This is a genomic window from Methyloceanibacter stevinii (assembly GCF_001723355.1).
Taxonomy (GTDB): domain Bacteria; phylum Pseudomonadota; class Alphaproteobacteria; order Rhizobiales; family Methyloligellaceae; genus Methyloceanibacter; species Methyloceanibacter stevinii.
Window position 1 is genome coordinate 50,992 of the sequence record NZ_LPWE01000003.1, and the last position, 16,770, is coordinate 67,761.

Here is a 16,770-nt window from a genome sequence, read left to right on the forward strand (position 1 = left end):
CCTGTCATTCAAACTAGGGAGTGGCTCCGGCCACCTTCAAGGGTGCCCCTCGACGGGGCTTATAGTACAAGTATCGCCTTAGCCGGCGTCGGCGCGCCAGTTGAGGTGCCGCCCGCCGTCCAGCGCGATCATCTGGCCCGTGATCGACCCTGTCTCTAACAGAAAGCGGACCGTCGCCGTGATGTCACTCATGGGGACCGGGCGTTTCAGCAAAGTGTCACGGCATTCGCGCGCGAAATCCTCGTCCGACTGGCCCTCGAAGGGCAGCACCGGGCCGGGCGCGATGGCGTTGACCCGGATCTGGGGCGCCAGGGCCTGGGCGAGGGTACGAGTCGCGGTCCAAAGGCCTGATTTTGCGACTGTGTAAGTAAAGTGATGGGGGTTCAGCGCGTGAACCTTCTGATCGATCAGATTGATGACATTGCCCTCGACCCCGTCCGGCAGGGCCTTGGCGAAGGCTTTGGTCAGGAAAACCGGCGCACGGAGGTTCACCTCGTGATGCTGCGTCCAGCCGGTCTCGTCGAAATCGTCCGGCCAGTCCCAGGAGAAACAGGCGGCGTTGTTCACGAGGCAGGTCACTGGGCCGAGGGCCTTGGCGCTGTCCTCGATCAGGCTCGGCAAGGCCTGGATCTCCGACAGATCGGCCTGAACGGCTGCCGCACGTCCGCCGAAAGCCTCGATTTCCGCCACAAGGCTGCGCGCGTCCGCCTCGGAGGTCTGAAAGTGGATCGCGACTCGCCACCCGGTGCGCGCCAGGTCTTCCGCGATGGCCCGGCCCAAGCGGCGGGCGGCGCCTGTCACCAATGCACAGGCTTCCAAGGGGTTGGCGGCCATAGTGTCCTTCGAGTCGTAGGCTGCTGCCGGAAATATCGGAAAAAACCCGCCAAGCGGGTCCCAACCAAGTGGGATCGGCACTCTATGGGAGCGAAATCTGGCGAACAAGACGTGGTGCGGGGTCGCGATTCCGCACTGAGTCGCCCCGGCCCGCCCAGGTCGCCGCGGCCACCTCACCAAAGTCCGACGACAAAACGCCTATCAACTGTGCATTTGGCCAAATAGGTAGGCTGACCAGAGCGGCTCTCAAGCCCAATGCGGTATCAAAAACTGCAAACCATTGCAGATAAGACACACTGGGTTCTTAGATTTCGACACAACCTTGCTTTTTCGTTGCTTCCCCAAAAGCCCTGACTATTGTCAAAGCCACGGGGGACGTTGCACCGCGAACACAGCGTGTCAGCAGCATCCTAAACAACGAAATCAAGTCGTCAGGGACAGGCGAAAAGCAGGAGACTGGATAATGGCTCGGCGTGATATTGCGGGGATCTTCAAATCTACAGTTTTGGGAGCGGCGCTCGTTGCGGGTTCCGCCCTTGCGGCACAGGCGCAAGATCCTGGAGACCAGGCATTTGGCCCCTTCGGCGGTGGCTCTGGTAACCAGCTTGAGCTCAGCGCTACGACAGCTTTCACCACGGACTACGTGTTCCGTGGTATTTCTCAGACCAACCAGAACCCGGCCGTTCAGGGTTCGCTCGATGCATCCTACGGCATGTTCTATGTCGGCATGTGGGGCTCGAACGTCGATTTCGCTGACAGCCTCGAGATCGACTACTACGGTGGTATCGCTCCGACGATTGGCGGTTTCGACCTCGATATCGGCGTCCTGTGGTACACCTACCCGGGTGCCAACGGCATCGACATCGTCGAAATCAAGACGGGCGGTTCGTACACCTTCGGTGATGCCTTCACCCTCGGCGTGACCAACTACTGGGGTACCGACTCCGACTACGACGTTCTTGAGGTCGGCGGCGAGTACGCCTTCGCCAATGAGTGGTTCAACTTCTTCACCCCCAGCGTCAGCGGTGTGGTCGGCTTTCAGTGGGCCGATGCCGGTACGGACTACACGTACTGGAATGCGGGTCTGACCCTCGGCTTCCTGGACAACTGGGCCGCCGATATCCGCTACTGGGATACCGATCTGAGCGATATTGGTTGCGGTGGCGCCCCTGGTGCCGGCGACAACTGCGACGGCCGCGTTGTCGGTACGATCAGCGCATCGTTCTAAGACTTACCCAAACACTACCTTCCAAAGGGGCGCCGTTTCGGCGCCCCTTTTTCTTTTTTGGTGCGCGTTTTCAGCCAACCCGTATGTTCAGGCGATGACGAAATCGGAAGAGGGGGCCCCGTCGCCCTGTCCAGAATCAGCGCGGGGCGGTGTCGCGCGCGCCGGGGCAAATGCCGTCGCCACGATGGACGCTGTCGCAAAGGCTCACGCCATCTATACACCCGCCTCTTTGTCGTTCTACGACCTTGCGGTTCACGGTCTCTCCAATCGGTTCGCGTGGCGCTGTCCGACGTCGACGATCACGGATCTCTATCGGCGGTATCTGTCGGCGAACCACCTGGAAGCCGCGGTCGGCACGGGTCTTTTTCTCGACCGTGCCGGCACGGCGTTCGACCGCCTGGTCTTGCTCGACATCAACACGCATTGCCTGAGAGTGTCGGCGCGGCGGCTGGCGCGGTTCGAGCCGGAGTGCCGGGTGGCCAATCTCTTGGAGCCGCTGACATTGGATCTTGCGCCGTTCTCGTCGGTGGCGCTGACCTACGTGCTTCACTGTCTGCCGGGGTCCATGGCGGAGAAGCTCGTGGTGCTCGATCACCTCAAGCCACTCATGGCACAAGATGCGTGCCTGTTCGGCGCCACGATTCTCGGTGAGGGCGTGCGGCCCAACGGGCCCGCCCGATCATTGTTCAAGGTCTACAACGAGCGGGGCGTCTTCAATAATACCGAGGACAGCCTAGCCGCTTTGACGGATGGTCTGAATCGCCGTTTTGCCCGTGTGGAGGTCGAACAGCGCGGCCTTGTCGCGTTGTTCGTTGCGCGCTAGGGGCGGGGCCTCCGGTTCTGGAGCGAGCACAGGTCTACGCGCACGCGGCCGGCGTACCCACTGCATTCCAGCGGTTCGGACAACTAACCGGTGTGGCGATCGACCTTGTCGACGTCCTCGTCGGCAATTCCTTCCTTGAAGCTCTTTATGCCCTTGGCCACGTCTCCCATGACGTCGGATATCTTGCCGCGGCCGAAGAGAAGCACGAACAAGGCAATAACGACTGCGATTTGCCACCAACTCGGTCCCATGGATTGTCCTCTTTCTCGTCTTTGAACATGTGGGGTCAGACCCTCTCGTGCCGGACCTCGGTGCTATGAACGGTCGTGTTTTCCGCAAGGTCGCTTTTTCGGCCGGAGACAAGCACGTTGACATTGGCATCGGCATCCGTCGTGCCCGGCCAGCGGCCTTTGTAGACAATTCCCATGCCGGGCTGTGCGATCTCGGAGACAGTCACGGTCAGCGTCAATCGTCCGATGTCGTTCACCAGAACGATCGGATCTCCGTCCGAGACGCCGTATTGGGCCGCATCTTCGGGGTGAAGAATGATCGATGGCGCGCCGAGCTTCTTCTGGATAACGGAATCGTTGCCGTAGCTCGAGTTCATGAGCCAGGCCGATGCGGGCGAAACGATCCGCAGAAAACCGGGTTGAGGCCGCTCGTCCGCATGGGCGGTCGGGGCGCGCGGAAGTCCGAGTTCGACCGCGGCGTCGTTCGCGAGCTGTATGCGTTTCGATTCCGTTGGGAACGAAAGGTCCGGGAACTGTATTTGGGGCTCGTCGTAGAGCGTGACCGTCCCGACCGCCGCTAGGTCCGTGAAGCTGCCGGCGTAAGGCGTTTGCTCGAGCAATCTCTCGATGAGATCGGCCTCGCTCTCGAACAGAGCAGGCTCCTCATAGCGCATCGCGCCCGCCAATCGCCGGAATATCTCATGGTTGGGCACGGCATCGCCGGGAGGATCGACAGCCTTCGCCTGGGCCGACAGCGTCAGGTCGAAATAAGACAGGACCAGATCGTTGCACTCGAGAAAACTCGCCGCAGGAAGAACGATATCCGCGTAGGACGTCGTGTCCGTATGAAAGAGTTCCACCGCAACGTGGAAGAGGTCGTCGCGCATCAAGCTTTGCGCAGACGCCGCTGCTCCGGCGAGGACGCTGCCGGATTGCTGTTCCAGGTGACGAGTGCCTTCGCCAACTCAGGCTGTTCGAGTGTCGCCGCCAGGTCCATGTGACTGATGGACGGCGTCTCGCCGCGCGCGAGCTCGGGCATCGCGACCGTGTCCATGTCGATGCCGCGGCGGTCGGGACCGTTCAAATAGAGGAAACCCGCGCCGGGGCGGCCGACATTTCCGCTGAAGGCGACGAGCGCCGACAGGACGCGGAAGACATTCCCGCCATAAGTTTGACGTTGCACGCCCTGTCCGAGCCAGAGCAACGAGGGGCCTTCCGCGTAGGCGCGGGCCGCCTTCTCGATCAAATCGGCCGGCACGCCGCATAGCTTCTCCGCCACGGCAGGGGTTGTGCGGTCGATCGTCTCCATGAGCGACTTGGCGCCAAGGACATGCGCATCGACGAACTCCCAATCGATTAAGCCGTTCGTCTTCATCACGTTGAGAAATGCAAATCCCAGGGCGGCGTCGGTGCCCGGGCGCAGCTTGAGGAACATGTCCGATGCGGCGGCCGTGGCGTGCTCGATCGGATCCACGACGATGATCGTTGTCCCAGCCGCAGCGGCCTCAGCTATGAAGCGCTGGTCCTGGTGGGGGGCCGAGTGAGATGGATTTGCGCCCCAGATGAGGATGCAACGTGAATCCCGCGCCGTGCGTGGATCGAAGCCGACAACGGATGTGCCGAACGTTAGGTCCAAAGCCGCATGGCCGGCCTTGTTGCAAACCGTGTCGGGGTCGACCTCGGTCGCGCCCAGGCGGTGGAAGAAGCGCAGCGGAAACGCGATGTTTACGACGCCGACTGTGCCCGTATAGTGCGTATGCAGAATAGTGTGTGCGTTGTCTTGCGCGACAAGTTGCCTGAAGCGCTCGGAGACTTCCGCGAGCGCTTCGTCCCAGGAGATCGCGACGAACTTGCCTTCGCTCTTCGGTCCCGCACGCCGCAAGGGAGAGGAAAGCCGAAGTGCCGGATCGCGCCATGCGCCGTTGTAGGCAATGGCGCATTTACCGCAGAGTTTTCCGTGCGACACAGGATGCTCCGGATCGCCAATGACCTTGGTGATGGACCCGTCCCGCGTATGCACGGCTATTCCGCACGCGTCGTAGCAGTCGCGTGCGCATGTCGTTTTTATGATCGTCTCACTTGGCATGATGAATCCTCGAAGGACTTGCTCAAGGTTTCATCGCTCAATTCTGCCAAGTGGTCTTTTAGAAGTCTAATGTATTTCCGTACCCCCTAGGAGTTACTCACTCAAGAGGATTGCCCCGCCGTCGTTCCAACACCGAAACTACCGAGCATCAGAACGATATCGGCCCGATTTCGAGGCCGGAAAACTGGTGGCGCAACTCGCGGTTTGGAAGCTTGGGCATCATGAATAACCGAACTGAGCTTCATACCGTCCACTGCGCCGCACCACCCATTCACCACCCATCTGAAATGCGTGTAACAGGCAGGCCGTTCGCACTCGCGGTCGTGCCGTCTTTTGACGTGGAGGGACTAAATGACAAGCAAATTCACGATTAGTCGCCGCGACTTTCTCGCAACCACGGCGGCGGTAACGGCCATGGCCGGCGTGTCGATGCCGAAGTTCGCCTTCGGCAAGGACAACGTGGTCAAAATCGGTTTCCTCGCTCCCTTGACCGGCGAAGTCTCCGCCTGGGGAAAGCCAGGCCTGGACGGCTGCAAGATCTGGGCGGACTGGGTCAACGCGGATGGCGGCGTCAAGATCGGCGATGAGGCGTACAAGGTCGAGTTTATCGCCTATGACGACGAGTACGATCCGAGCAAGGCACGGACCGGCGCGGTGAAGCTTGTCAAGGAAGACGACGTCAAGTTCGTCATGATGCTCGGCGGCGATCCGTGGCCGGGTGCCGCTCCGATCGCAGAGAAAGAGAACATGTTGTTCTCGACCCTTCTGCCGAGCGACCTGAGCCCCGAGACGGAGCTCCTGGTTGCGCCGTGTGAGGTGCACCCGATCTACAACGTGACGGGCGTTGAGTGGCTTGCCGAGAACAAGCCGGAACTCAAGACGGCCGTCGTCTGCGCGCAGGATGATTCCCTAGGCAAGCCGTCTGTGGCGACCTACCTCGCCGCCTTCGAGGCCGCGGGCATCGAGGTCCTCGACGAACCCATCTTCTTCGATCCGGCGACGACCGACTTCGCGCCCCTCATGTCCAAGATGCTGGCGCTGAAGCCCGACATCATCTGCCTCGATACATGCTACGCGGATTATGTGCATCCGCTGGTGGAGCAGGCGTTCCAGCAAGGCTTCAAGGGCCAGATGATCTCTTGTACGGCAGACTTCTATGAGAAGCTGGTCGAGAAGACCTCCAAGGAGTTCATGGAAGGCTTCATCTTCCAGTTCCCCGACTTCGACGACCCGGCGATGAATGCCGAGCACGTCAACTTCAACAAGCCGAATGACTTCTACAGCGAGTACGTGAAGCGCTACGGAAAGGGCGAGTGGAGCGCGGTGTCGTGGGAGTATGCCTCGATCATGGATCTGTGGGCTGACGCCGCGGGACGCGCCGGAACGACCGAACCGGTCAAGGTGCTCGAGGCCATGAAGGTAGGCGGTACGGGGCGCCAGGCGTTTGGCGAAGCCAAGTGGTGGGGCAAGGAGCTCTTTGGCATCGACAACGCGCTCGTTGGCGAGTGGCCCGTCGTGGCTATCAAGGATGGCAAGGCGAAGATTCAGGACTTCAAGTCCATCCCCGCCTGGTGGGAAAAGCATAGCGATCTGATGATCAAGCACATGAAGGCGCTCAATCAGATGTACTATCAGCGCGGCTAAATAGACTTGGCGCAGGCTGGTTCGCAAACGCGGCGCGAACATTAACATCGGCAACGCGCGCCGTGAACGGCGCGGACCCGCCAGAGCCATTCTTTCTGTGCAAACGACTGCTGGCACCCGGCCCCATACTGGGCCGGGTGCGCGGCGGAGCGATATGGAATGACAGCAGAACTTTTCTTTCAGACAGTCGTCAACGCGACCTATGCCGCGAGCTACATGGCGCTTATCGCGGTTGGATTCGTCCTCATCTTCGGCGTGATGGGCGTGGTCAATTTTGCCCACGGCGAGCTCTATATGGCAGGGGCTTATACTGTCGTGGCCCTATATGCCGACCAAGGATTGCCATTCTTTCTTTCGGTCGCGGCCGGGCTCGCCTTTGTCGGGGTGCTCGGGCTTCTCATGGAGCTCGCGCTGTTCAGGCCCTTACGCGATAATCCGCTGGGCGGCCTGATCGCCTCGATCGGTTTTCTCCTCATCCTGCAGACGATTGCGGTTCTCGGATTCGGCGTGCGGATGAAGAACGTGCCGCCGTCGACCCAGGACAAAATTGTCTTCATGGACGGGGTCGTTCTGACCTACCAGAGACTGTACGTCATCGTAGCCGCCGTCGCCCTGCTGGGGGCGCTTTGGGTATTCTTGCGCAAGAGTAAGTTTGGCTGGGCGTTGCGAGCCTGTGCTCAAGATCGGGAAGCGGCCGTGCTTCAAGGCATGTCGATCAACAACACGGCACGCTTGGCGATGTTCATTGGCGCGGCGCTTGCCGGCGTCGCCGGCGCTCTGACTGCGCCGTTGGTTTCACCAACGCCCTATATGGGGCACCCCGTCGTCGTCTCCGCCTTCATCATCATTATCGTTGGCGGCCTCGGTTCATTGGAAGGGGCTGTGCTGGTCTCGATCCTCTACGCGTTCGTCCACACCTTCGTGACGACGCTCTACGACGGGACCCTGGCGAATATTGTTGGTCTCCTCCTGATGCTCGGCGTCCTCATCGTGCGGCCAACAGGACTATTTGGAGCTAAAGAACGTGCATAAGCCTGACAGTCATTCCGTGAACCTCGCTGCTGCGTTTGGGTTCGTACTTTTGGCAGGCGTGCTCATCGTGCTCCCTCATCTCCTGTCGTTCTCGCAACAGGAGGTCTTGGTTCTGCTCGTGATCAACGTACTGCTTGTTTGCAGCTACCGGCTGCTGACGCTGACAGGCGAGTGGTCTCTGGCCCATGCGGTCATTATGGGCGTGGGGGCCTATACATCGGCCCTGGTGGCAAAGAAGCTGTCGGTCCCGGTCCCGCTTGCCATGTTGGCAGGCGCCTCGATGGCGGGCTTTATCGCGTTTCTTCTCAGCTTTCCGCTGTTCCGCATGAAGGGCTTCTACTTCCTCATTGCGTCCTTTGCGGCGGGCGAGGTCATTCGTCTTTCGTGGAAGTGGAGCGACTTGACATTTCTGTTCGGCGGTCCGAAGGGCATCAAGCGTATTCCCGCCTTCCCGGACTTTCTGACGATCGATTTCTACGAGCCGGTGAACTACTACTATCTCTGCCTCGTAGTCGTCGCGGTCTCGCTTCTCATCCTGTATCGCATTGAGAAGTCGCGCATCGGACTGACGTTCCATGCGATTCACTGGCAGGACAAGCTTGCCGAATCCGTCGGCGTCAATACGTTCCGCTACCGGACGCTCGCCTTCGTGTTCTCCGCGTTCTTTGCCGGTCTCGCCGGTGCGCTCTACGCGCACTACGTGGGGGCAATCGCGCCCAACAGGTTCAGCGTCGAGGAGATGGTCTACATACTAATTTGGGCGATCGTCGGCGGCACGGCCACCTTCTACGGTCCCATCATCGGCGTCGTGGTCCTGACCATCGTGAACGAAATCGTGCTGCGGTCCCTCGGTGTCGAGGAGATGCGGCCGATGTTTTACGGTGCGCTCCTGATCATCGCGATTCTGTTCCTGCCCAATGGGCTGGAGAGCCTGGTTCCGAAGATCAAGCGACTGTTCCGTGGACGGGACAAAGAGGGGAACGGATCCCTCGCGTCGCCTCAAGTCGCAGAGTGAGGCTCGGCGGGTCTGGCGCTTGGCCGGGCCCGCGCGGCAAACCGCACGCGGCGCGCAATAACGGCCACTAAGTTCTCAAGCAGACAGGAAGAGCGGCTCTAGGCGCTAGGATTTGGCGCCGGCGCAAGTAAGAGCTGACCGGCCGCCAGCAGCTTGCGGGTGTCGTTCAACATGGCCGGCCGTTCGCGACGCCAAGCCGTGAAAACAGCTGCGTCGGGCGCGCTGAGCGTACCCGGATTGTCCCGCAAAGCCTCCAGGCGCGCTGCCGCGTCCTTGGCGATTGCGTTCCACCGCTTCTGCCATAGGGCGCGGTAGGTATCGCGGTGAAGAGCCTCCATGCGGAGGTGAAACATCGAGCTGCGCGCGACGCGGGGCGCTGCATGCGCGCTATCCAGGGATGAGCGCTGCGCCAGGTCTCGAGGGCCTTTGCGACCAGCGCGGGGAGGTCGTTCGTGTCGCCGGTCAGCGCGAGACATATTCCGAAATTGGCGAGGCTTGTGCCAAGTCGCGGGTCGATCTGTTCAAAGGTCTCGCGCGCAAGTCGCAAGGCGCTGCCGGCCTCAGCCTTTGCCCGCTCGAAGTCGCCTGCACATGCGGCCGCGACCGCTTCCTCGCTGGTGGCTTCCCACGCCAGATCGTCTTCGCTCCAGCCGGCGTTGACGAGTTCCTGCAGACTCCAGATCTCAGGCGCCGAGGTAGGCTTTTCGAACATGGTCATTGTCGTGCAGCTCCCGTGCTGGTCCTTCCAGCGCGATTGTTCCGGTCTCGAGGACGTAGGCGAAATTCGCAAGCTTCAGGGCGAGCTCGGCGTTCTGTTCGACGAGAACGACGGGAACGCCGCGATCCACGATGTCGCGAATGGCACGCGCCATCTCCTGAACCATAACCGGCGACAACCCCATGGAGGGCTCGTCGAGGATCAGCATGCGCGGCCTGGACATCAGGGCGCGGCCGATGGCCAGCATTTGCTGTTCGCCGCCAGAGAGAGACCGGGCCCACTGACCCCGGCGCTCTTCCATGCGCGGGAAACGCTTGAAGACGTCGCGGAGATCCGCTTCGATCCCGTCCTTGTCAGACCGCAGGAAAGCACCGGTTCTGAGATTCTCTTCAACCGTCAGGTCGGGGAAAACCCGCCGCCCCTCGGGCACATGCGCGATCCCGAGCGCGACAATCTTTTCAGGCGCCAGCCGATCGATCCGCTGGCCATCGAAAATGATCTCTCCGTCGCTGATCCGGACAAGGCCGGAGATGGCGCGCAAGGTCGTGCTCTTGCCGGCGCCGTTGGCGCCGACGATGGTGACGATGCCCTTATCGGGAACAGCCATGCTGACGCCCTTCAGGGCGGCGACCTTGTTGTAGTGAACTTTGATGTTCTTGATCTCAAGCAGCATCGATTGCGGTTCCCAGATAGGCTTCGATAACGGCGGGGTTGGTGCGAACCTCTTCCGGCGTGCCTTCGGTCAAGAGCGTTCCGAAGTTCAGTACCGTGATGATGTCGCAGAGGCCCATGACCGCCTGCATGTCGTGTTCGATCAGCATGATGGTGACACTCTGCTCCTCGCGGATGCGCCGGACGAGTTTGATCATCTGCCGTGTTTCTTCGGGGTTCATGCCGGTAAAGGGCTCGTCGAGGAGCAGCAGCCGCGGTTCGGCGGCAAGTGAGACCGCCAGTCCAAGGGCGCGCTGGTGGCCGTGCGATAGGTTCGCCGTCAGCTCGTCCGCAAGATGCGCCAGATTGAGGAACTCGAGAATCCCGTAAGCCTTGGCCCTCGCGGCCGCCTCGATATTGCGGTCCGTTCCGAGGATTCGGCTGACCACGCCTGCCTTCGCGCTGCGATGGCATCCCAGCAGAACGTTCTCGATCACGGTGAATTCGTGGAACAGCGTGGTGCCTTGGAAGGTGCGGATCAGGCCGCGTTCGGCAAGCGCGCTGGTCGGCCGGCCGGAAACGTCCTCACCGCAATACAGGATCTTGCCCCGGGACGGCGGATAGAAGCCGCTGATGACGTTGAAGGTCGTCGTCTTGCCGGCGCCGTTAGGACCGATCAGGCCGTGGATCGTGCCCTCACGAACAGTCAGGCTGAGATCGTTGATGGCGACGATGCCGCCAAAGATGCGGCCAAGATCGCGAACCTCGAGAATGGGCGTTTGTGTCTGCATCATCGGCGTGTGCGTGGTCCCCGGAAAATCAATTCTTGTCGAGATTTAGCACAGCTTCACAGAGCACTGCATTCTTACAAGATCGTACCTCTTAGGAGTTACTTCGATCAGAGCATTGCTCGCTTTTGGCGGATGCGGGACCTTCGTGCGGACAACAAAACAACAGGACGGGGCCTAGGAACCGTCCCAGTCGGGGAACGATCGAAAGCCGGTGGCCGTAGAAGACGTGGGACAAGACGCCGGCGAAAGCCCGCGATCGCTGCAGAGGCAGATTGGTTGGCGGGATGCATTCTGGGTCGCCAGTGGCGTCCCGGCCCTGGTTCTTTTCACCATGGGCGGCGTCGCCGCCACCTCAGGCAAGGCCTCTTGGCTCGTCTGGGTCGCGGCCATCACCGTGGCCTTTATCCAAGCCTTCACCTACGCGGAAATCGCAGGTTTGTTCCCCGGCAAGTCCGGCGGCGCGGCCATCCATAGTGCGATCGCCTGGTCGCGATACGGCAAGTTGTTCGCTCCGATCGCGGTGTGGTGCAATTGGTCGGCGTGGTCGGTGGTGCTGTCGATCGGCGCCGGTCTTGGCGCCGGCTACGTTCTCAACCTGTTTTTCGCCCCGGACGCCGCCATCACCAGTTGGCAAATCGTGCTGGCCGATCTCGGATGGCTGAAGGAGGGGCTCACCCTACGCATCAACGCGACGTTCATCGTCGCGGCCACGCTGCTGCTTGGCTGTTTCGCGATCCAGCGCGGCGGTATCCTTCGGTCTGCGCGCGTGACGATGCTGCTTGGGATTGCCGCACTCGTGCCGCTCATTCTGATCGGCATCGTTCCGCTGTTCACCGGCGACATGCCGCGCGAGAATTTCTTGCCGCTGGTCCCGCTGGCCTACGACGCGGCCGGTCAAGCGGTCGACGGCAGCTGGGACAAGGCGGGTTGGATCGCTGTCAGCGGCGCCTTGTTCGTCGCCTTGTGGTCCGCCAACGGATTCGAGACGGCCGCCTGCTATACGCGCGAATTCAAGGACCCGGCTCGGGATACGTTTCTGGCGCTGATGTCGTCGGGGCTGTTGTGCGTCGGGGTCTTCACGCTCGTGCCGCTGGCCTTTCAAGGCTCACTCGGGATCGAAGGCATGATCGCGCCGGGTATCCGCAGCGGCATGGATGTGGGGCATGTTCTGGCCGACATTCTCGGTGGCGGCTTGATCCTGGAAACCATCGTCGCGGTGCTGCTGATTCTCGCAATTATGCTTTGCATCATGACGGCTATGTCCGGCGCGGCGCGGACGTCCTATCAGGGGTCGGTCGAGGGATGGCTGCCGCGCTACCTCTCCCATGTGAACAAGGCAGGCGCCCCCACACACGCCATGTGGACGGATCTGGTTCTCAACCTCGGCCTGCTCCTGATGTCCGACTACATCTTCGTCCTGGCCGCGACCAATGTCTCCTACATGGTCTTCACGTTTCTCTACGTGAACGCGGGTTGGATCCACCGGCTCGATCGCCCCCACTGGGTCCGGCCATATCGGGTCCCGCGGCTCCTTCTGATCGCCGGCGTCCTCATGTCGTTCGTCAACATGGCCGTGGCCGGGCTCGGTGCGAACATATGGGGGCAGGGCACCTTGCTGACCGGCTTCGTCATCGTGTTCCTGGCCGTGCCGTTCTTCATCTACCGGCACTATGTGCAGGACAAAGGCGTCTATCCGGAGAACATGGCCGAGGACATGCATCTCGGCCCGGAGGCGGGAGTGGCGACGCGTGGGGGTCTGTTGCCTTATCTGGCCCTCGCCGGCGCGTTGGCCGTCACGCTAGCCTGCCATCTCTGGGTATCGGCTTGATCGCGGCCGAGTACGGTTTCCGACCGAACGCAACGAAAGGAAAGAGCCGGCCGCGTGACGTGCACACAACCGGCTCTCGGTACCACCCGCGGCCAGTAGCAGGCGGCACTCGGGGCTATTATTCCTCAACACGCAGGCGCATTGGGTCGTAGAACGGGGTCCGCACCACCGTGCCGGTGCAAATGCCCGGTTCGCCGCCCAACGTCACCTGCGTGCCAAGTCCGGTACAGTCCGGGAGGAGATGAACCATAGCCAAGGACTTCATGAGGTACCGGCTGAAACTCGAACTGGTGACGACACCGACATCTTTGCCGTCCTTGAAGATGCGCGTGCCGGGTTCGACCGCGTCGTCGGTGTCACACACGATGCCGGCTTGTTTGACTCGCTCGCGGCCGCGAAGGGAAAGGACCGCCTGCTTGCCGATGTAGTCCGCTTGCTTGTCCTCGTCGATGCCCCAGCCCATGTTGACTTCCCACGGCGTCGTGTCGCCTTCGGGCATGTCGTAGGGGAAGAACAGAAGCGTGGACTCGACGCGGATGAGATCGAGCGATGTCCAAGAGGCCGGGACCACGCCGAACTCTTTGCCGGCGGCCAGAATGCTATCCCACATCTCACCCGCATCCGCCGAAGAGCAATAGACCTCGTAACCACGCTCTCCCGAATATCCGCAGCGGCCGATAATGACGTCCTTGCCGAACAGGGTCGTCTTGGCGTGATTGAAGAAGGGGAGCGTCTCCAGCGCCATGGGCGTGTGTGGGTTCAGCGTTTTCAGAGAAGCCGGACCTTGCAGCGAAAGAACATGGGTATCCCGGTCCCACTCGACGGAGACATTCTTGCCCGCGGAGACCTTCTTGAGATGCTCCGGCGTGGCCCCGCTGCCGTGGGTCACGCGATATTCGTCCGGCCCATCGCAAATAATCATGATGTCGTCGACGAGGGCGCCGTTCTCGTTCACTTCCGCGCCCAGCCGCGCCGTGCCCGGAGCGATCGTGGATACGTCGATGGCCACGAGGCCATTGAGCGTGGCGACGGCGTCGGGGCCTGTCACGCGCACGATGTTCAGCGCCGAGACGTCGTAAAGCCCGGCGCAGGTCCGTACCGCGACGACTTCGTCGTTCGGGTCGGTGGCATAGCTCCATGGTACGCGCATATCGCACCATGTCTCGCCGTCGAGTTTCGATCCCAAAGCTTCGTGTCGACTGTTCAATGCGGAGTTTCGCGTGCTCATGTCGCCCCAACGTGTGCGTGATTTCGATCAGAACCGCATCGTGGCGGCTATCCGCAGTGTCGAAGTGAATACGCCGAATGACAATTACTCTCGTGGAGGTAGCCCATTCTGAATAAGCGGCCGGTTCCTGCCGCGCGCCGGGCGGCGGCTAACCCCAAGTGGGTATCCATCCAAGGGAATTGGAATTGGGCCGAATTGGCCGAGACTTGCATGGCCAAGATGTCTCGGGTTGGGCGGCCGGTTCGGCACATAACAATAAGCCGGACGAAACTTTTCCGGGCTCTGGCTGGTCGAGAATAGCGGTTGAGCGGAGCTGATCTCCCCACCGCCAGAGAAAGGGAGATGCACTCCATGGCGAGTGACTCGAAATACGACATCCTATTCGAGCCCATCAAGATCGGGCCCAAAACCCTCCGCAACCGCTTCTATCAGGTGCCCCATTGTATCGGCGCCGGATCGGACAAGCCGGGTTTCCAGGCTGCGCACCGTTCGTTGAAGGCTGAAGGCGGCTGGGCCGGCATCAACACGGAATACTGCTCGATTCATCCGGAGTCGGACGATTGCCATCGCGTGTCCGCCCGAATCTGGGACGACGGCGACATCCGCAACTTGCGTGCGATGACCGATCACATTCATGCCAATGGCGCGCTGGCCGGTGTCGAGATGTGGTACGGCGCCGCACACGCTCCCTGCATGGAGACGCGCTGCACCTCCTACGGGCCGAGCCAGTTCAACTCGGAATACGAGAATCTGACCTATTGCCACGAGGCCGATCAGGACGACATCAACCGGCTGCAGCAGTACTACGTGGACGCCGGCATTCGTGCGCGCGACGCGGGCTTCGACATTGTTTACGTCTACGGCGCGCACTCCTATCTGCCGCTCCAGTTCCTGTCGCCCTACTACAATCGGCGCACCGACAAATATGGCGGCTCGCTCGAGAACCGTGCGCGGTTCTGGCTCGAGACGCTGGAGAAGGTTCGCAATGCGGTCGGCAAGGACTGCGCGATCGCGACTCGTTTTGCGGTCGACACGCTTTACGGTGAAGGCGGCGTCGAGGTCGAGGAAGACGGCATCAAATTCGTCGAGCTGGCAGATCCGCTGGTCGACGTCTGGGACGTCAATGTGGGCGACATCGCCGAATGGGGCGAGGACGCCGGACCCTCCCGCTGGTATCGCATGGGTCATCAGATCCCCTGGCAGAAGCACATCAAGGCGGTTTCGAAGAAGCCCGTTCTTGGCGTTGGCCGTTTCACCGATGCCGAGAGGATGGCGCAGGTCATCCGTGCCGGTGAGCTCGACATCATCGGCGCGGCGCGGCCGAGCATTTCCGATCCGTTCCTGCCCCAGAAGATCAAGGAAGGCCGGTTCGACGACATTCGGACCTGCATCGGGTGCAATGTCTGTATCTCCCGCTGGGAGATCGGCGGACCGCCCTTCATCTGCACGCAGAACGCGACGGCTGGTGAAGAGTATCGCCGCGGATGGCATCCCGAGAAGTTCCCGAAGGCGGAGTCCGACGACTCGATCCTCGTGCTCGGCGCCGGCCCGTCCGGTTCGGAGGCCGCGCGCATCCTCATGGAGCGGGGCTACACCGTTCACCTGGTGGACAAGGCCGACAAGGTCGGCGGTTGCGTCAACACGATCGCGACGCTGCCCGGCCTCGGCGAGTGGAGCTATCACCGTGACTACCGCGAGACCCAGCTCAACAAGCTTCTGAAGAAGAACAAGGACTCGCAGGTTGCGCTCGGCGTGAAGCCGATGACGGTCGACGACTGTCTCGACTACGGCGCCGACAAGATCATCGTGGCGACCGGCTCCCATTGGAACACGGACGGCACGAGCGGTCTGACCCACGAGGCGATCCCGGGTATCGACGCAACGACCCAGGACTGGTGCGTTACGCCCGAGCAGATCTTCGAAGGCAAGAAGAAGATCGGCAAGAAGGTCGTGGTGCTCAACTGCGATTGGTACTTCATGGGGCCGAGCCTTGCGCAGCGTTTCAAGGAAGCGGGCCACGACGTCACGATCATCAATGGCGTGCAGATGGGCCGCTACATGGAGTTCACGCTCGAACTGCCCAACCTGCACCGCTGGTTGCACAACAACCATGTTGAGATGATCGACGGCGTCTGGGCGTCTCGCGCCGAAGAAGGACGTATCGAGATCTACGACATCTACGGCGATGGCTGGAAGCGGCAGTACAAGGGCCCCGGCCAGCTGCCGCGCGATGAGAACAAGACCCAGCGCTGGGTTGATTTCGACACGCTGGTGCTTGTGACCGGCCGTTCCTCGGACGACGAGATCTATCGCGGCCTGAAGGAGCGGAAGAGCGAGTGGGCCGAGAAGGGCATCAAGGGTGTGTATGTCATCGGCGATGCCTGGGCTCCCAAGCTCATTGCCGACGCGACCTTTGATGGACACCGGATCGCCCGCGAGATCGAAGAAGACGATCCGCAGCATCCGAAGCCCTACCGCCGCGAAGTGGCTGTCTGGGGCACGTCGCATATGCCGGGCGGTGCGGTCGAAATCGAATACCAAGAATAGAACGACTTTGTCCCGGGCGGTGCTCTCCCCCGCCCGGGACGATCTTTCAACAGCGAACTTTGGGGCTTTGGCACAAGGGAATCCGAACGGTCCGACCTGAGCGACACGACTCGCG

The 16,770-nt window shown here is 61.3% G+C and carries 15 protein-coding genes; 7 read left to right on the forward strand and 8 right to left on the reverse strand.

What is annotated here, in order from left to right:
• Positions 1 to 78: 78 nt before the first annotated feature.
• A complete protein-coding gene (locus AUC70_RS01870) occupies positions 79 to 834 on the reverse strand; it encodes an SDR family oxidoreductase (protein ID WP_069443338.1) in 756 nt (251 codons plus the stop codon).
• A 463-nt stretch (positions 835 to 1,297) separates the two neighbouring features.
• Between AUC70_RS01870 and AUC70_RS01875 the strand changes: the two genes are divergently transcribed.
• Together AUC70_RS01875 and AUC70_RS01880 are read left to right on the forward strand one after the other, a co-directional pair.
• Positions 1,298 to 2,062, forward strand: coding sequence for a TorF family putative porin (locus AUC70_RS01875; protein WP_083241161.1), 765 nt, complete (start codon positions 1,298 to 1,300; stop codon positions 2,060 to 2,062).
• 184 nt (positions 2,063 to 2,246) lie between these two features.
• Entirely contained in the window at positions 2,247 to 2,885 is a 639-nt protein-coding gene (locus AUC70_RS01880; protein ID WP_069443424.1) for a class I SAM-dependent methyltransferase, read from the forward strand.
• Between the two features lie 83 nt (positions 2,886 to 2,968).
• Here the strand turns inward: AUC70_RS01880 and AUC70_RS01885 are convergent, their stop codons facing one another.
• The 3 genes from AUC70_RS01885 to AUC70_RS01895 are packed head-to-tail and all read right to left on the reverse strand — an operon-like array spanning position 2,969 to position 5,201.
• Positions 2,969 to 3,136 (reverse strand): twin-arginine translocase TatA/TatE family subunit, encoded by a 168-nt coding sequence (locus tag AUC70_RS01885; protein ID WP_069443340.1) that lies wholly within the window; start codon positions 3,134 to 3,136, stop codon positions 2,969 to 2,971.
• A 35-nt stretch (positions 3,137 to 3,171) separates the two neighbouring features.
• The gene (locus AUC70_RS01890; RefSeq protein ID WP_069443341.1) at positions 3,172 to 4,002 is read right to left on the reverse strand and encodes a molybdopterin dinucleotide binding domain-containing protein; all 831 of its coding nucleotides are present in this window, start codon (positions 4,000 to 4,002) and stop codon (positions 3,172 to 3,174) included.
• Positions 4,002 to 5,201 (reverse strand): molybdopterin-dependent oxidoreductase, encoded by a 1,200-nt coding sequence (locus AUC70_RS01895; protein ID WP_083241163.1) that lies wholly within the window; start codon positions 5,199 to 5,201, stop codon positions 4,002 to 4,004. Before AUC70_RS01895 ends, AUC70_RS01890 begins: the two co-directional genes overlap by 1 nt.
• 351 nt (positions 5,202 to 5,552) lie before the next feature.
• On the opposite strand from AUC70_RS01895, the gene AUC70_RS01900 reads away from it, so the two are divergent.
• From AUC70_RS01900 to AUC70_RS01910, 3 genes are all read left to right on the forward strand, one after another.
• Positions 5,553 to 6,845 (forward strand): ABC transporter substrate-binding protein, encoded by a 1,293-nt coding sequence (locus tag AUC70_RS01900; RefSeq protein WP_069443343.1) that lies wholly within the window; start codon positions 5,553 to 5,555, stop codon positions 6,843 to 6,845.
• A 159-nt stretch (positions 6,846 to 7,004) separates the two neighbouring features.
• The gene (locus tag AUC70_RS01905) at positions 7,005 to 7,877 is read left to right on the forward strand and encodes a branched-chain amino acid ABC transporter permease (protein ID WP_069443344.1); all 873 of its coding nucleotides are present in this window, start codon (positions 7,005 to 7,007) and stop codon (positions 7,875 to 7,877) included.
• Positions 7,870 to 8,892 carry a branched-chain amino acid ABC transporter permease gene (locus AUC70_RS01910; protein WP_206599288.1) on the forward strand — a complete coding sequence of 341 codons (1,023 nt, stop codon included), beginning with the start codon at positions 7,870 to 7,872 and terminating at the stop codon, positions 8,890 to 8,892. Before AUC70_RS01905 ends, AUC70_RS01910 begins: the two co-directional genes overlap by 8 nt.
• Before the next feature lie 98 nt (positions 8,893 to 8,990).
• Here the strand turns inward: AUC70_RS01910 and AUC70_RS01915 are convergent, their stop codons facing one another.
• The 3 genes from AUC70_RS01915 to AUC70_RS01925 form a co-directional block, all read right to left on the reverse strand.
• Positions 8,991 to 9,245, reverse strand: coding sequence for a hypothetical protein (locus AUC70_RS01915; protein WP_141701894.1), 255 nt, complete (start codon positions 9,243 to 9,245; stop codon positions 8,991 to 8,993).
• 330 nt (positions 9,246 to 9,575) lie between these two features.
• Positions 9,576 to 10,280 (reverse strand): ABC transporter ATP-binding protein, encoded by a 705-nt coding sequence (locus AUC70_RS01920; protein WP_244462720.1) that lies wholly within the window; start codon positions 10,278 to 10,280, stop codon positions 9,576 to 9,578.
• On the reverse strand, positions 10,273 to 11,055 hold the full coding sequence (locus AUC70_RS01925) for an ABC transporter ATP-binding protein (RefSeq protein ID WP_244505458.1): 783 nt from the start codon (positions 11,053 to 11,055) through the stop codon (positions 10,273 to 10,275). Before AUC70_RS01925 ends, AUC70_RS01920 begins: the two co-directional genes overlap by 8 nt.
• Positions 11,056 to 11,263: 208 nt before the next feature.
• Here AUC70_RS01925 and AUC70_RS01930 point away from each other — a divergent pair, with 208 nt between their 5' ends.
• Complete coding sequence (locus tag AUC70_RS01930) at positions 11,264 to 12,880, forward strand: trimethylamine N-oxide permease (protein WP_069443347.1); 1,617 nt, start codon at positions 11,264 to 11,266, stop codon at positions 12,878 to 12,880.
• Between the two features lie 118 nt (positions 12,881 to 12,998).
• On the opposite strand, the gene AUC70_RS01935 is transcribed toward AUC70_RS01930, so the two are convergent.
• Positions 12,999 to 14,087 carry an aminomethyl transferase family protein gene (locus tag AUC70_RS01935; RefSeq protein ID WP_342021942.1) on the reverse strand — a complete coding sequence of 363 codons (1,089 nt, stop codon included), beginning with the start codon at positions 14,085 to 14,087 and terminating at the stop codon, positions 12,999 to 13,001.
• A 372-nt stretch (positions 14,088 to 14,459) separates the two neighbouring features.
• On the opposite strand from AUC70_RS01935, the gene AUC70_RS01940 reads away from it, so the two are divergent.
• The gene (locus AUC70_RS01940; protein ID WP_069443426.1) at positions 14,460 to 16,655 is read left to right on the forward strand and encodes an oxidoreductase; all 2,196 of its coding nucleotides are present in this window, start codon (positions 14,460 to 14,462) and stop codon (positions 16,653 to 16,655) included.
• Positions 16,656 to 16,770 lie beyond the last annotated feature (115 nt).

Bases quoted from the DNA above. Each gene is read 5' to 3' on its own strand.
- AUC70_RS01880 (WP_069443424.1), top strand. From the start codon at position 2,247: ATGGACGCTGTCGCAAAGGCTCACGCCATCTATACACCCGCCTCTTTG.
- AUC70_RS01905 (WP_069443344.1), top strand. From the start codon at position 7,005: ATGACAGCAGAACTTTTCTTTCAGACAGTCGTCAACGCGACCTATGCC.
- AUC70_RS01915 (WP_141701894.1), bottom strand. From the start codon at position 9,245: ATGTTTCACCTCCGCATGGAGGCTCTTCACCGCGATACCTACCGCGCC.
- AUC70_RS01870 (WP_069443338.1), bottom strand. From the start codon at position 834: ATGGCCGCCAACCCCTTGGAAGCCTGTGCATTGGTGACAGGCGCCGCC.
- AUC70_RS01895 (WP_083241163.1), bottom strand. From the start codon at position 5,201: ATGCCAAGTGAGACGATCATAAAAACGACATGCGCACGCGACTGCTAC.
- AUC70_RS01875 (WP_083241161.1), top strand. From the start codon at position 1,298: ATGGCTCGGCGTGATATTGCGGGGATCTTCAAATCTACAGTTTTGGGA.
- AUC70_RS01940 (WP_069443426.1), top strand. From the start codon at position 14,460: ATGGCGAGTGACTCGAAATACGACATCCTATTCGAGCCCATCAAGATC.
- AUC70_RS01885 (WP_069443340.1), bottom strand. From the start codon at position 3,136: ATGGGACCGAGTTGGTGGCAAATCGCAGTCGTTATTGCCTTGTTCGTG.
- AUC70_RS01890 (WP_069443341.1), bottom strand. From the start codon at position 4,002: ATGCGCGACGACCTCTTCCACGTTGCGGTGGAACTCTTTCATACGGAC.
- AUC70_RS01925 (WP_244505458.1), bottom strand. From the start codon at position 11,055: ATGATGCAGACACAAACGCCCATTCTCGAGGTTCGCGATCTTGGCCGC.
- AUC70_RS01900 (WP_069443343.1), top strand. From the start codon at position 5,553: ATGACAAGCAAATTCACGATTAGTCGCCGCGACTTTCTCGCAACCACG.